This window comes from Spirosoma sp. 48-14, assembly GCF_001898575.1.
Taxonomy (GTDB): Bacteria; Bacteroidota; Bacteroidia; order Cytophagales; family Spirosomataceae; genus Spirosoma.
In genome coordinates this window covers 13,292-28,885 of sequence record NZ_MKUD01000058.1, presented here as the reverse complement: position 1 = coordinate 28,885, position 15,594 = coordinate 13,292, and the positions used below count along the sequence as shown (strand labels likewise).

At 48.7% G+C, this 15,594-nt stretch carries 12 protein-coding genes; 7 read left to right on the top strand and 5 right to left on the bottom strand.

Annotated elements, in window-relative coordinates; genetic code table 11:
* Positions 1-15 precede the first annotated feature (15 nt).
* Positions 16-1,326 (bottom strand): esterase-like activity of phytase family protein, encoded by a 1,311-nt coding sequence (locus tag BGO59_RS24935; protein WP_293687984.1) that lies wholly within the window; start codon positions 1,324-1,326, stop codon positions 16-18.
* Between the two features lie 181 nt (positions 1,327-1,507).
* Entirely contained in the window at positions 1,508-2,440 is a 933-nt protein-coding gene (locus BGO59_RS24930) for a metallophosphoesterase (RefSeq protein WP_293687981.1), read from the bottom strand.
* 441 nt (positions 2,441-2,881) lie between these two features.
* Between BGO59_RS24930 and BGO59_RS24925 the strand changes: the two genes are divergently transcribed.
* From BGO59_RS24925 to BGO59_RS24905, 5 genes are all read left to right on the top strand, one after another.
* A complete protein-coding gene (locus BGO59_RS24925; protein ID WP_293687979.1) occupies positions 2,882-4,054 on the top strand; it encodes a histidinol-phosphate transaminase in 1,173 nt (390 codons plus the stop codon).
* A gap of 96 nt (positions 4,055-4,150) precedes the next feature.
* Positions 4,151-5,725, top strand: coding sequence for a flavin monoamine oxidase family protein (locus BGO59_RS24920; protein ID WP_293687977.1), 1,575 nt, complete (start codon positions 4,151-4,153; stop codon positions 5,723-5,725).
* Positions 5,726-5,784: 59 nt separating this feature from the next.
* The gene (locus BGO59_RS24915) at positions 5,785-6,786 is read left to right on the top strand and encodes a hypothetical protein (RefSeq protein WP_293687974.1); all 1,002 of its coding nucleotides are present in this window, start codon (positions 5,785-5,787) and stop codon (positions 6,784-6,786) included.
* Positions 6,787-7,004: 218 nt separating this feature from the next.
* Positions 7,005-8,213 (top strand): acetyl-CoA C-acetyltransferase, encoded by a 1,209-nt coding sequence (locus BGO59_RS24910; RefSeq protein ID WP_293687971.1) that lies wholly within the window; start codon positions 7,005-7,007, stop codon positions 8,211-8,213.
* Positions 8,214-8,350: 137 nt separating this feature from the next.
* Entirely contained in the window at positions 8,351-10,519 is a 2,169-nt protein-coding gene (locus BGO59_RS24905) for a 3-hydroxyacyl-CoA dehydrogenase NAD-binding domain-containing protein (protein WP_293687968.1), read from the top strand.
* A 31-nt stretch (positions 10,520-10,550) separates the two neighbouring features.
* On the opposite strand, the gene BGO59_RS24900 is transcribed toward BGO59_RS24905, so the two are convergent.
* A complete protein-coding gene (locus BGO59_RS24900) occupies positions 10,551-11,570 on the bottom strand; it encodes an AraC family transcriptional regulator (RefSeq protein WP_293687966.1) in 1,020 nt (339 codons plus the stop codon).
* A 119-nt stretch (positions 11,571-11,689) separates the two neighbouring features.
* Here BGO59_RS24900 and BGO59_RS24895 point away from each other — a divergent pair, with 119 nt between their 5' ends.
* Positions 11,690-12,163: a nuclear transport factor 2 family protein gene (locus BGO59_RS24895; protein ID WP_293687964.1), complete on the top strand. Its 474-nt coding sequence runs from the start codon at positions 11,690-11,692 to the stop codon at positions 12,161-12,163.
* A 99-nt stretch (positions 12,164-12,262) separates the two neighbouring features.
* Positions 12,263-13,456, top strand: a complete 1,194-nt coding sequence (locus BGO59_RS24890) for an ATP-binding protein (RefSeq protein WP_293687961.1) — start codon at positions 12,263-12,265, stop codon at positions 13,454-13,456.
* A 43-nt stretch (positions 13,457-13,499) separates the two neighbouring features.
* On the opposite strand, the gene BGO59_RS24885 is transcribed toward BGO59_RS24890, so the two are convergent.
* A complete protein-coding gene (locus tag BGO59_RS24885) occupies positions 13,500-14,075 on the bottom strand; it encodes a ribonuclease HII (RefSeq protein ID WP_293687959.1) in 576 nt (191 codons plus the stop codon).
* Between the two features lie 52 nt (positions 14,076-14,127).
* Entirely contained in the window at positions 14,128-15,096 is a 969-nt protein-coding gene (locus tag BGO59_RS24880; protein WP_293687957.1) for an Ig-like domain-containing protein, read from the bottom strand.
* Positions 15,097-15,594 lie beyond the last annotated feature (498 nt).

The window sequence follows — 15,594 nt, the reverse complement described above, 5'->3', positions numbered from 1 at the left end:
TACTAACAGAAGTCGTTATCGGAGTGGCGTTGGCAAGGTGACAAAATAAATACGGTTGACATCGACCTTGCCCGTTGCCGGTAAAATTTTTGCCGTAAATCCGTTTTTGCCATTATCGACTACACCAAAATCATCATCGTTCGAAATAGCCAGTATATTATTGCCAATCAGGGCAATACCCTCGGCTTTGTCGTGTGGGTAAACAGGGTTGAATCCAGCCAGAATATCAAATACCAGCGTTTTGGTAACAGGGGTAATTCCCGCATTCTGTAAACCCGTTTTATCTTTAAGCTGCTCCACCGTCAGCCCACCGAAAAGTTTACCGTTCGTGCCATTGGATGGGTCCGAGATGTCGGTTGCTCCAGCCAGGTCAATTTTAAAGACTCGCTTGAACGTAGCGGGTTTGGTTGGGTTACCGCCATAGTCGCCGTCGCGCTCCAGCGTCAGGAAAGTCGTGTTGGTGATAGCGGCAATTTCACTGCAACCCGTCAGGCTGGCGTTTTCCATCAGATAAGCGTATTGCTTCGTAGCACCGCTGGCAATATCGAACGTTACAACGCGCAGGACCACCGAACCCGACACGGCTCCTGAGCTGGGGTTGTACAGCGGAGACTGCATCAGGCCAACCAACGTCTTGCCATCGGGTGTAATCGTCAGACCCTCCATACCCCGGTTAGGCCGACGGGTAGCCAGCACTTTGGGCAGTGTTCGGCCACCCGTACCTGTCCCGAATGGGTTAATCCGTTCGATGGTTTTACCACTGGCATCGAAGTGAACAATGTGTGGGCCGTACTCGTCACTCACCCAGAAGGTGCCGTCTGAAGCCAGGACCAGACCTTCTGAATCAAGCCCGTCAGCATTTGGGGCAATCGGCTGGCCGTTTAAGTCGAGAGCCGTTTCTCCCGTACTGCCCTGACCCGATGGATTGGGTAAACCGGTTAGTAATTGGCCGGAGGCATTTTTTAGTAAAATGGTTCTATCCAAAACCAGTTGATTTCCAACTACATGGAACTGGCCAATTTGTGGAGTGAAATCCGCTTTGCCGAAGATGATGGAGTTGGCGGCCTGACCGGCTGCATTAGGGCCACGGTCGGTCAATAGGTAAAATACGTTCGGATCTTTTGGATCAGGAGCGAGCGCTGAACCAAAGCCCCCATTGTAAATCGTCGTCCCATTGGGCGAAACGGCTAGTGTTTTCGGATTGGAAGCCTCGGAGAAGGTTGGATAGGCGACAAGGGTAGGAATACGGTGGTCGTCGCAACCCACTACGAGTAAGCTACCAACGACAACGGTGGCCACGAAAGAGGATATAGAACGTGTTTGCATAAAGGAGGGGAATATAGTGTTTGATAAATGCACAAAACTATAGTGTCCTATATTACCTGAATGTGATATAAGGGACGGGTATATTAAGCCAGTTTTAATTTTTAATGCCTTGGTAAGCAGGTCTTTGTGAATTAGGGGGAAGGATTACTTAATCCCGGAATTGTCACGCATCCATTGATAGTCAAACCGACTGGCTATAGGCTACATATGTGTTTACGACTGTGCCATCATTGTACAGATCGACGAGAGCATAACCGGCTGGTGTATGATGGTACTTGCCAAACCACCAGGCTCCACTCACAGCTCCATTGCAGTAATAGCTTACGTTACTATAGTCGACACGGTCAACCAAATGAATGTGTCCGCTAAGAGCCGCTTTTACGTTTGGATACCGAGTGAATAAGTTAGTGAGCCGGACGGTATCGCTATGCATCCAGCGGGCCGGTATGGTCCAGTTTTCACCGGCGAAACGAGGGCCATCGAAAAAGACGCAGGCTGCCAGAATAGGAACGTGCGAAATAAGTAGGATAGGTACGTCGGCGGGTGTTGCTTTCAGGTCTGCTTCCAGCCAGGCAAATTGTTCGTCGTCAAGATGGGCCGTGTACCAACTTCCGTCAGCTTTGGGTTGCACACTGTCGAGAACAATGATATGCCAGCCGTTGCGGGTCAGGCTATAATATCGGCTAGACAACTGTAACTCGTCCATAGCCCATTTCTTGCCATCGCAGAATGATACCTGGGTTTCATGTTTGCACCAGATGTCGTGATTGCCGACGCAGCTCAGAATCGGTAGGGCATTTTCGTTTCCGATAACCTCCTGATAGAGCTTCCATTGCCGCCGAACGCTATCCTGGCCACGGCCATGCGCTTCCATAATGGCATCGCCCCCGTTGATTATCAAATCCGGTTTGTTGGGCAGGCTTTGTATATGATGCAGGCATTTTTCAAATCCCTTGGCTGCACCGATGAGCGGCTGCATATGTACGTCTGTAACGTGGGCAATGCGTAAAACCCGTTGTTTGGGAATTGAGGCTACCTGAGCCGTAGCCAGTTCATTGGCCGAAAGAGCCGCCAGGCCCATACCCATTCGTCTAACTACCTGTCGACGATTCATGCAAGCACGTATTGGTTTACGCAAAGTAAGAATCAGACTATGAACTCTTGATTAAAGCAGGGTTATGGTTGTATTAGGTAATGGACTGATTACTAACGATTCCGTAATTTCCGGATATTGTTCAGATCAGGAGCAACTATTACTAAGCGAACGATTCCTACTGAAGTAAACTTGGTTATCCGTTCGATACGGCTGGAAACCGCTTCCTAAATACTGGCTGCCTGAACGTATTCAAAAAATTGTAAAAACTATATTTTGATAATATTGATGTTGGTTTATAATAGTTTTGAGATTTCGTATCACTACAGAATTATTTTGCAGGAGTTTCGTGGTTTGGATACTTTTTTTCTAAGTATTAATTCGTACTTTCACAACACCCTATCTACTAAGGAGTTATATTTGACTTTACTCTAATTTTATCCGGGATAAATACAAAAACTCATGTCATCACAACTAACTCGCCGGGATTGGCTTCGGGCCAGTGGCCTTCTGACGACCAGCCTAGGCTTAAGTAGATTTACTCCCGCCGAAGCTGCCCGGCCTGCCGCTCCGCTTGTATCGACGTTTACAAATGAATTCGCGTTTGCCGATGATCCGTTCGAAAAAATGGGTAAGCTACGGGCGCGGCTCCTGGCCAATGAAAACCCATTGGGTATATCGCCCAATGCGAAGGAGGCTCTGGTCAAAGCGGCCGAAGTTGGGAATCGGTACGCCTTCATGGAGTTTGGTCAGTTGAAGAAACTAATTGCCGCCGATGAAGGCGTAAAGACTGAACATATCCTGATGTCGCCAGGGTCGTCGGATATTTTGATGGCGGCTGCCGACAATTTCGCGAAAGGGGGCGGCACCATCCTGACCAGTGCGATGACGTACGACGACCTGTTGCAGCGGGCCGAGAAGATGGGCGCAAAAATCAAAGCGCTACCGATGACGAAGGATTATAAGTATGACCTGCCCGCTATCAAGGCTGCCATCACGCCCGATGTGAAACTGGTTTATATCGTTAATCCGAACAACCCAACAGGTACGATTGTGCCAACGGCTGAACTGGAAGCCTTCTGTCGGGAAGTAGCGCCCAAAGTTCCTGTATTTATCGACGAAGCCTATATTGATTTCTTCGAACCCGCCGACCGCCCAAAGCTGGGTAAACTGGTGTCGGAAGGGCTAAACGTGATTCTGGCGCGGACATTCTCTAAAATTCACGGCTTTGCTGGGTTACGGTTAGGGTATGCGATGGCCCAGCCTGCCACGTTGCGAACCCTGCGTGATTACACGAACGGAGACTTTGCCGTTAGTATCACGACCCTCATGGCCGGTATTGCCAGCTACCAGGATAAAGATTGGCAAAACCATTGCCGGGCCGAGAACGCAAAAGCACGGGCTTATACCACCAAAGCGTTGACGGACATGGGATACGAAGTTATTCCATCGTCGACCAACTTTATTCTGTTCCCGATTCGTATGAAAACCGGGCCGTTCAGCAACCAGATGTTTGCACAGGGAATCGGTATTCAAACGCGCGACTTCAACGGACAACCGTATTGCCGAGTGAGCGTCGGTACGATGGACGAAATGGCCATTTTCATGGATGGGTTTAAAAAAGTGGTTGGATAAAGGACGTATTGGGAGCGAGGAATGAGAATGCTGGCGCAATCTCGTCATGCGGAGCATTCTCACTCCTCGCTCCTAACTCCTCGCTCCTGATAAACTATGACAAGACGCGATTTTATTAATGCAACCAGTGCCAGTTATGCCAGTTTGTTGGCGTGGGGAATGATTCATCCGGCACCAGCGTCGGCATTCGATCTTCCCGCCAATGGACAGAAGCAGGATGGCAAAGGACGAAAAGTAATCATTTTAGGCGCCGGACTCGCTGGATTAACGGCAGCCTATGAACTCGGCAAACTCGGCTACGATTGTACCGTCCTGGAAGCCCGACCCCGTTCGGGTGGCCGGGTCTGGACCATCCGGGGCGGCACCAAAGAAACCGAACTGGGTGGCGGAACGCCACAAACCTGCACGTTTGAAGATGGCTTGTATTTCAACGGCGGAGCCGCCCGTATTCCGCACCATCACCAGATCACACTTCACTATTGCCGGGAGTTAGGGGTTCCGTTGCAGATTTTCAATGGATCGAACGAGTCGGCTTACCTCTACAACGATGGTGGTACGGGCAATTTTGCCAACCGACGGATGCGCATCAGCGACTATCACCACGATATGCGCGGCTATACGTCTGAACTGCTGGCCAAAGCCCTCGACCAGTCGTCGCTCGATCAGCAATTGACGAAGGAAGACGTTGAAAAACTCATCGATTTCCTGAAAAATGAAGGCGATCTGAACACAGCTCATCTCTATAAGGGAACCAACCGCCGGGGTTATAAAGACAAAAATGATCCGGGCGCTGGCAATACACCCGGTACCTTGAGCGACCCTTACGGGCTTACCGATCTGCTCCGGTCAGGATTTATGCAGCCGGTGTTTTACAACGTGGGCGATTACGCCTATGAACAGCAGGCTACTTTGTTGCAGCCCGTCGGTGGGATGGATATGATTCCGAGGGCGTTTGAGAAAAAACTGGCGGGTAAAATTCTGTTCAACGCGCCCGTGAAGGAACTTCGCAAAACGGAAAATGGCGTACGGGTCATTTATCAGAAAGATGGAAAACCCGTTGAGCTGACGGGCGAATTCTGCGTTTGTACACTACCGTTGCCGATGCTCAAAAACCTGGAATCGGATCTGTCGGGGACTGTGCAGCGAGCGGCTGACTTTATCCCGTACATGAAAACGGGTAAGATTGGCCTGCAATTCAAGCGTCGGTTCTGGGAAGAGGATGACGGTATTTATGGCGGTATTTCCCGGACCAACATGGACATCAACCAGATCTGGTATCCGTCGTTTGGGTTGCAGGAGAAGAAAGGCGTGCTAATCGGCTATTATAATTTCTATAGTCGGGCCGAAGCTGTGGGCGCTCTCCCTGTGGCCGGACGCGAAAAATTGGCCCTGGAGCAGGGTGGAAAAATGCATCCTCAATATCCGGCTGAGTTCGAAAATTCGTTTTCGCTGGCCTGGCATCGGACGCCATATAGCAACGGCGGCTGGGCCACTTACGACGACGCTACCCGGAAAAAATACTACCCTGCGCTGCTCGAACCTGATGGGAACATCTATTTTGCAGGTGAGCATACCACGTATCTGACGGCCTGGATGGCCGGAGCGTTCACATCGGCCCGCCGTACGGTCGAAGCCATCCATGCTCGCGTGGGTGAGTACACCAAAAAGTAAATTGTCATGAATCTGAACCTAAGCGGTCTTGAAATCGCTGGGATTTGACTGAATAAACTATGAAAAACAACCTGCTCTCTCTTTTACTTTTTGTTTGTTGCGCCATGGCTACTCAATTGATTAGTCAGCGTGTTTGGGCACAAACAGCTTCTGCCAGCATGACTGTTGAGCAGTTAAATGCGATCAAAGCCATTAAAATCGCGAATCTCGATAAGGATACGTACTTCAAATCAGGCGGTTTTATCCTGGATCGGTATGAAGAACGCCCAGCCTACGTGTTTGCCTACAGCGATGGCATCACCCGGAAAATTTACCTCTACAAAGTATTCTCCGTTGAAGATACCAAAGAACTTGGCCTGCTGGCTATTTATAAAAACGAGAAAACGGGAGCGGTGAAGCCATTTGTCATTCCCGGAGCCTCAGCCGACCGCAAAGCCTGGGACGCCTACATCGACGACCTGAAATACGTTGGTGAAAAAGAGCCCGGCCTCATGTCGACGTTGACCTTTGTACTTTCCCGCGAAATGGCTGGCCTGCTGTCGGGCGGTGCCGGAAAATCGGAGGAGGGAAGTGGTAAGAAAAAGGAGGAATACAACTTCTGCTTTGCTGCCGATGCTCCGGTAACCCTGGCCGATGGGTCGTCCAAAGGCATTCAGGACATCACGGTAAACGATGTGGTGATGGGTTATGAGGCTAAAACCAAAACGCTTGCTCCCACACACGTTACCCGGATCGATGTGCATACTGGTTCATTCGCGTTGGCTGGTGTATGGGTGGCACCCGTTCAGGAAGTAACGGCCGATACCCGTACAACGCTAACTACGCCCACACTGCTCGAAGCGACGGCCAATCATCCTGTGCTGACGGCAACGGGTCGGAAGGCGCTGGGCGATGTGAAAGTAGGGGAAGTCGTTTACCGCTATGATGCCACAGTTCAGGGCGTGGTAGCCTATAAAGTGATTCGTCTCGAAGCTTCTGTTCGTTCTGTTGACAAAGTATATAACCTGGTTACTCAATCAGGTGCTTACCTCGTTAGTGAAACAGTAGTGCTCGATAAATAAAATAAGCATTTGAATTATACCAGAACGGGTATAAATTTGGTAGAAAAAGCCAGATTTATACCCGTTCTGGTATACTTATGAGAACAGAAAGTTAGCTGTTCGTTACATGATATAGACTTTCTAAATACTCTCCTATTTTCCATTGCCCTATTCTGCTTTTGCCTGTACATTTGTTTGATAAAACCGTATGCGAGCATACTAATTCAGGCAACAAAATCATGGCAGAAGCTTTCATTTATGATGCGGTTCGCACACCGCGCGGGCGTGGTAAAAGCGACGGTTCGTTGCATGACGTGCAGCCCATTCAACTTCTTACAACCGTTCTGCGCGAACTTCGGGATCGTAACCAACTCGATACCTCCCTGGTCGATGATGTAATTATGGGCTGCGTAACGCCCATTGGCGAACAGGGTGCCGATATTGCCCGAACAGCCGCTATTGAGGCCGATTATGCCGAATCGGTAGCGGGCGTACAACTCAATCGGTTTTGCTCGTCGGGCTTGGAAGCGATTAACATGGCTGCGGCTTATGTGATGTCGGGGCAGGTAGATGCCATCGTGGCGGGTGGCATAGAGTCGATGTCGCGGGTACCGATGGGCTCCGATGGTGGAGCTTTGTTCATGAATCCACAGATTGTGGCCCGGCACAATATTGTTCCCCAGGGTATTTCAGCCGATTTGATTGCGACGAAATACGGGTATTCCCGGCTGGATGTAGATACCTTCGCGGCTGAGTCGTACCGGAGAGCTGTTGAGGCACAGGCGGCCAATCGGTTTCAGAAAACGCTGATCCCCATCAAAGATATTGTCGGAAATACCTTACTCGACCGCGACGAAGGGGTACGGCCCGGTACAACGGTCGACAGTTTGAGCAAACTCAAGCCCGCTTTCGAAGGAATCGGCCAGATGGGACTGGATGCACTGGCACTGCTCAAATACGCTCAATATGATAAAATAAATCACGTTCACCATGCCGGTAATTCCTCGCAGATTGTAGACGGGGCCGCTGGTCTACTGATTGGCAGCAAGGAATTTGGCGAAAAAACGGGCCTGAAACCACGGGCGCGTATCAAGGCGTTTGCGGTAGTCGGTTCTGAACCAACCATCATGCTGACAGGGCCTGTTCCGGCTACCCGCAAGGTGCTCAAACGAGCCGGTATGCAAATCAGCGACATCGATCTGTTTGAGGTCAACGAAGCCTTTGCCGCTGTGCCCCTATTATTTATGGATGAGCTTGGGGTGTCGCATAACCAACTGAATGTCAACGGAGGATCAATAGCCTTGGGACATCCGTTGGGGGCTACGGGCGCTATTTTGTCGGCCACGCTGATCGACGAGTTGGAACGTGCTGATAAACAGGTTGGCCTCACTACACTCTGCATAGGCGGAGGTATGGGAATCGCGACCATTTTTGAGCGCGTAAACTGAATGGATAGAACGCAGATTGTTATGATGATTAAGATCTGTGTAAATCATAATCGCTCCGGCGGACCGGCATCATAACAATCTGCGTTCTGTTCTTGTGACTGACTAGTTGATTAATAGGATTTTATACGTTTTCACTAATGGCAATTCACTATTCTGTCAATGATACCATAGCGTTCATTATCTGGGAAATGACAACCAGCCCGATGAACGTGCTTAATGATGAATCGATTCCTGAATTTGAAGCGGCTCTGCAACGGGCCTATACTGACGATTCGGTTAAGGGCGTCATCATCAGCTCGAATAAGCCTGAGTTTGTGGCTGGTGCCGACCTCAAAATGATTCTGCGGAACAACGATAAAGATCCTGCCGAGATGCAGAAGGTTTCGCTGGAGCTGAACCGGGTTTTTCGTCGCATAGAAACATCGGGCAAGCCGACTGTAGCCGCCATCAATGGTACAGCGTTGGGCGGGGGTTACGAAATCTGTCTGGCCTGTCATCACCGTGTGGCACTAAATAATCCTAAAACCCTGATCGGCCTGGTTGAAGTAACCATTGGACTACTGCCTGGAGCAGGAGGGACGCAGCGATTGCCCCGCATGATTGGTATGCAGGCGGCTTTACCCTTAATTCTGGAAGGGAAAAAAGTAGGTGTTCAGGAAGCGAAAAATCTGGGTATGGTCGATGCTATTGCCGATACGCCTGACGAGATGCTGGCCCAGGCCCGTGCCTGGATCGATGCGAACGGAACGTCCGACCAGCCCAAACCCGTAAAACCCTGGGACGAGATTGATCGAAAAACCGGGAAGATTGTCGGCAGAGATAATTTCAAAGTGCCGGGTGGTACCGTTCAGAGTGTGGTAGGTGTGCAGACGTTTAGTGCCGGAACGGCTATGCTCATGGATAAAACAAAGGGGAATTATCCCGCCCCGCTGGCCATCATGTCATGCGTGTATGAAGGATTGCAAGTGAATATCGACCGGGCACTGGTGATCGAATCCCGCTATTTTGCTGAAGTAGCGACCTCAAAAGTGGCCAAAAGCCTGATTCAGACGATGTTTCTGGGGCTGAACGAAGCGAACAAAGGCGTCAGTCGCCCGAAAGATATTCCGAAAACGGACGTAAAAAAACTGGGTATTCTGGGAGCGGGTATGATGGGTGCCGGGATTGCCTATGTATCGGCACAGGCCGGTATCGAAGTCGTTCTGAAAGACGTATCCATCGCAGCAGCTGAGAAAGGGAAGGCCTATTCACAAACGTTGCTTCAGAAAGGTATGGAGCGGGGCAAAGTTGATGCGGCAACCGCCGAACGTGTTCTTACGCTGATCAAACCGACGGCGCAAGCGGAAGATTTGCGCGGTTGTGATCTGATCATCGAAGCCGTTTTCGAAAATCGGGAGTTGAAGGCGCAAGTGACGCGGGAAGCTGAACCCATGCTGGCCGATGAGGGTCTGAACGTATTTGCGTCCAATACATCGACGTTACCGATCAGTGGCTTAGCGCAGGCAGCCGCGAACCCAGCAAATTTTATTGGCATTCACTTTTTTTCGCCCGTCGATAAAATGGCGCTGGTCGAAATCATTGTGGGGCGGCAGACATCGGATTATGCGCTGGCCGTAGCCGTGGATTATGTTCGAAAAATCCGGAAAACCCCCATCGTTGTCAACGACTCAAGAGGCTTTTATACCTCACGCTGTTTCAGTACCTACACGGCCGAAGGGATGGAGTTGCTTAAAGAAGGTGTTAATCCGATACTTATCGAAAATGGGGGCAAAGATGCGGGTATGCCGGTAGGACCACTGGCCGTAACCGATGAAGTATCGCTGGAGTTGGTGTACAAAATTTCGGGGCAGGGGATTCAGGATGGGGCTGTTCCTGAAGCGGATACGAGTTACCAGATTGCCAAACAGTTCGTCAATCTCGGCCGTTTGGGTAAGAAAGCCAAAGCTGGTTTTTATGAGTATGCCGACGACCGGAGTAAGAAACTGTGGCCGGGTTTACAAGATTTATTCCCACTGGCCGACTCGCAACCGACGCTCGATGAAGTAAAGACCCGGCTGCTGTATCGGCAGGCCATCGAAGCTGTCCGCTGTTTTGAGGAAGGGGTTGTTCGTACCAAACTCGATGCCGATCTCGGTTCTATTCTGGGTTGGGGCTTCCCGGCCTATACAGGAGGAGCGCTGTCGTTTGTGGATTTTATCGGGCTTGAAACGTTCGTCAACACCCTCGACCGGCTGGCCGATACCTACGGAGAACGCTTCCGACCAACGGCCCAATTGCGTGAGCAGGTAGCTTTAAGAAAGGGTTAGGGGCGAGGAGTGTGAATAGCTGGTTCATACATCATCCATTCACACTCCTTTTCTGATAGTTTACAGGTGTTGTTCCGGTCCAGCGACGGAAGGCCCGATTAAATGCGCTCAACTCATTGTAGCCCAGTATATACGATATTTCTTTGGTAGGATACTGCCCCGAAGTCAGATAGTGAATGGCCAATGACTTGCGGATGGAATCGGTGAGCTGCTGATACGTTACCCCTTCCTGCTGCAATCGACGCTGTAAACTTCGGCTGCTGACGTTCAGGTTCGCGGCAATGGCCTCGAGCGTAGGTATACCTAAATAAGCATTCGTTAGCAGAAAGTTCGTAATCCGTTCGGATAAGCCGCGTGCCTGCCGAAACGCATCATTCAGCGTAATTGCCTTCCGTAAAAACACACGCTGTAATTCATAATCGGCGGTCAGGATCGTCTCATCCCAGTACCCACGCTCGAACGATAGGGCATAGTCAGCGCTATTGACCAGGTGCCGACATCGGAAAACACGCTCATACTCGGACTGATTGGTTTCGGTGAAAGGCAATTTTACCGAAACCGGCTGAACTTTCTTAAGAACTAGGCCATCCACTTCATGGAGCGTAAACGCCATGAAAAAATCCATCATCTGGTGAATCACGTCTGGCGTATTGGCCAGGTAGGTCGTATTAGGCGTCAGCCGGATGTCGAACGTTCGATCTGTATGGATTAGGGCTATGTCAACAACATCCGTAATCAGATGGATAAACGCAATGGCATGGGTCAGACCTTCACCCACCGTTTGGCTATGTCGGATGAGTTCACCCACAACACCTAAAGCTGCAATCTGTAGAGATTCGCCAAAATGGAGCCCAAATAGCGCATCGTTGCTTAAGTGAGTAGCGTTGCGCCAAAGCGAAGCCACTTGTTCTGGATGGATTGCGTCGCTTTCGGCTCGTTTCAACTGATCCAGTTCTAAACCAGAACGGACACAGAGTTCTTCGGGCGATACGTTTTTCTGAACGGCGTAGGCCAGCAAATTGAGTACGAGCTGTTTCTGATAGTCTTGCATGCCGTAAAAGTAGCGAACGATTCAGTGCCAATTTTTCAATGGCGCGAAGTGGTAATGGGTTGGCGGATGAAGGTAAAACCTGGGCTTTAGGCACCCGGTACCTTTGTCAAAAAAACGCCATGAACGTACTCGTCATTACCCTTATGCTCATCATGAGCCAGTTCAAAAACCAACAGGTAACCAACGCAAACACTATGGAAACTCAATCAATTCAAGTTGTTCAGGAATTTCTTACGGCCGTCCAACAAGGCAATAAGGCTAAACTAGCGGCTATTATTCACCTCAATATTCAGTGGGACCAGCCGGGTACTAACCGTTTTTCGGGTACAAAAAAATCAAGTGCTGAGGTCTTTCAGATGGTCGGAGGCATGTTTCAGGCAACGGATAATAGCCTGGCGTTAACAGATATAAAAACGTTGACAGCAAATGGTAATCGGGTGGCTTGCCTGATTCACTGGAAAGCTGTTCAGCCCAACGGTGGTATCCTGGATGTCGATAACATCGATGTGTACACCGTTGAGAACGGAAAAATCGTTCAGGCTACCGTGTACTCGGCCGATATTGCCCAGGAAGATAATTTCTGGCTCAAGTAACGTTATCTGTTGATTTGTCATAAATTCTCAAAGCAAGTTAAAATCTATTAGCATAAAGTAATACTTTGCGCATTATATTTGTGCACAAAGTATTACTTTATGCTTTTTAGGGCATTACATAAAGAGTTAGAAGCGCACTTGTCGAAGAAGCAAGCTACCGTAATCACCGGTATGCGTCGGGTTGGAAAAACAACAGCGATCCGCTACTTGCTCGATAAAGTACCACACGATAACAAGCTATTTCTAGATCTTGAAAAGGCTGATAATCGCTATCTATTAAATCAGCCGCTATATCGAGATATTGAATTAGACTTACAAATCCAGGGTATTGACCTTACGCAATCTGCCGTAATTGCTATCGATGAGATTCAGTTAGTAAAGAATGCTCCGAGCGTTATCAAGTATCTTTACGACACATATGACATTAAATTTTTACTTACAGGGTCTAGTTCCTACTATCTGAAAAACCACTTCTCAGAGAGTCTGGCAGGGCGAAAACGTATCTTTGAAATGTTTCCCCTGAACTTTTCTGAGTTCGTAGCTTTTCATGGGGAAAATACGGTTATTCTGAAACAACTTGCCCGCCAGCCTTATCAATCTAGCTATTACCAGAAATATAGGCAGTTATATGAAGAGTTTATACGCTATGGTGGATTTCCTGAAGTAGTTCTGGCGGAGACAGAGGTTGACAAAACAAGCTACTTGAACGATATTATCAATGCCTATATCGAATTGGATATCCGCCTACTCGCTGATTTTTCAGTTAGTGATGATCTGGTTCGATTAGTAAGGTTGCTTGCGGCCCACACAGGAAGTAAAATAGATTATCAGAAGCTGGGTAGTTTACTGGGCATCAATCGAAATAAGATCAAAGATTATTTAACTCTGCTTGAATACACATACTTTATACAAAGCGTATCAGCTTTTAGCCGGAATGTAGACCGGGAAATTTCTCAGCAACGTAAATTGTACCTTTCTGATACCGGGTTGCTAAATCAATTGGCTAGATTAAATAGTGGCCAGATATTTGAAAATGCCATTGCCAATCAACTTCGTTGGTTAGGGAAAGTGCAGTTTTATCAACGTAAAACTGGACAGGAAATAGATTTTATTTTAAATGAACAGGTGGCTATAGAAGTCAAAGAGACCCCTACATCGGGAGATGCGATAACGTTACAAAAACGAGCTTCTTCTATAAATCTGAACAATATACTGTTGGTGGGACGCCATGCGGCTCCTGGTGAATTTAAGAATTTTGTTTGGGGAGGCAACCTACTACCAGACGAATCGTAAACGATCAGGCCCTACCGGCCACTAGTAGATTGAGCAAACAAATCTATACCAGCCGAAAACTCATTCGATGGTGTTTGGTGGGGCCGAATTGCCGGATGGCTTCCCGATGGACGGGAGTAGGGTAACCTACATTTTTGGCCCATCCGTAGGCAGGGAACTCAGTACCCAGTTTTTCCATCAAATCGTCCCGGTAGGTTTTTGCCAGAACCGAAGCAGCGGCAATCGACAGGAAATGGGCGTCTCCTTTGATCAAGCACGTGTGCGGGATCATTGGGTAGGGTACGAACCGATTCCCATCAACTAAGAGATGTTCCGGGCGAATTTTCAAGGCATCTACAGCGCGGTGCATCGCTAAAAAGCTTGCTTTCAGAATGTTGATCTGGTCAATGTCTTCGGGCGATACCTCCGCAATAGCCCAGGCCAGTGCATCCCGCTCAATGTCCACGCGTAGGATTTCACGCTGGGAGCGGGATAGTTGCTTCGAATCGTTCAGGATGGGATGCGTATAGTTTTTGGGTAGAATAACCGCAGCCGCTACAACCGGCCCGGCCAGACAACCTCGACCCACCTCGTCTAACCCCGCTTCAATAGCGTTGGCGTTATAGTAAGAGCGTAACAAGTGTATCAGTTCATGTACAAACTGTAAAAATAACTGATTCTCTGAACACTACTTATCGGTAGCGAATAACAGTGACCTGTAACGGCAGACAACCCGATCCGGCACAACTACAGTCGGCATTAAAGTGAATGGTTACAACTTTTTGGAGCGTTGTTGTTGCGGGCTTGCTGAACCCATAGTAAATGTCGTTGGAGAGTAGCTGACTATCGGTAGAGGTGATGATTAGTTCAAGCTGGTCGAACGCCTGGGTTGCCGGGAAGCTCAATTCCTGTAATCCATTGGATAAGAGCTGGATATCTGACAGGTTCGCAAATGTTTTTGTATCCCGAATGGTAGGCGTAGGGTCAGTACTTAAATACGTATTGATGGTGTAGGTTGGGAAAGCCGTGGTCGATGTTAGTGTTGGGTTGCTGATCACAAATCCGGCCAGATCGCCTGGTTTTCCCGTTCCACTAAGGGAGGCTTTCAGGGTGGTTTCGCCTAACAGTACGGTTTGCTCGAGGTGAGCAAAATCGGTCAGGCTGGTTGAGGTAATGTTGTTACGATTTACAATTGGGCAAAAGGTGGCCAGCGGTATGGGTTCGCAAGCCAGATTACTGCTCACGGTGAGTCCGGTTGTCGTTAGAAATCGCTGTGTTGTTGTATCAGTAAGAGTCGATGCGGCCGTGATCGTAAATGTGGCGGTACCAGAAGCTACGGTTGTTCGCTGAAAACGAAGGGTGCCATCTACGTTGATACTCGCTTTTCCGGTCGTAGGCTGGTTGACAATCGTAAGTGTCGTTGGGTCAATCTGCCCTGAGCCAACCGCTGAAAAAGACGATAATACGCTGAAATTCTGTGCACATGAAGTAAGTGTAAGGGCCAGGCTATCAGTTGAGGTGGGCACCTGGATTAGTCTTGTTGTAGATGCTTCGGCATATCCAATTGTCCACATGATTAGTAGATTGAGCAACGCCGAGGCAATAGCCTTACTGGACATACCTGAGTATGTGGGTAAAGGGAATAGTTTGTTCCGTTCCATACCGCATGGATTACATGTTATGAGTTATTAAGCAGACAGAATAGAGCTAATGGAGCGGATATAGAGAACCTGTACCTAATTGAAAGGTTCTGGGATACTGTAGCAGGTATATAGACACAAAAGCCGTTGACGCCAAGCTCATATCTGCCTGAAATCAACGGCTCGTTGCGAATCAGATGTGAGTTTTAAAAACTCCCAGTTACATTTATGGAATATGTCTTTATCGCGAATTATTGCCCAAACAAGCTGGGCTAGCATGCGCACATAACATATCTGAAACTGAGTTGGCTAAAGCTATGAAATTGACTGCAAACCGGTAGAAACTCCATCGCCAAAAGACGGTTGCGAAGGCTCGTATTTGCTGGTCGATAGCTCTATTTACAACTATTATGCCATCTGGTTTTTAAATTATTTAGTAAGGAGAAAAAAGTCTAAAAATAGTATCTTTAATTAGCTAATTATCTGTTTGTCAAAAAGTTCTGTAAGTGTAAAAAGTTA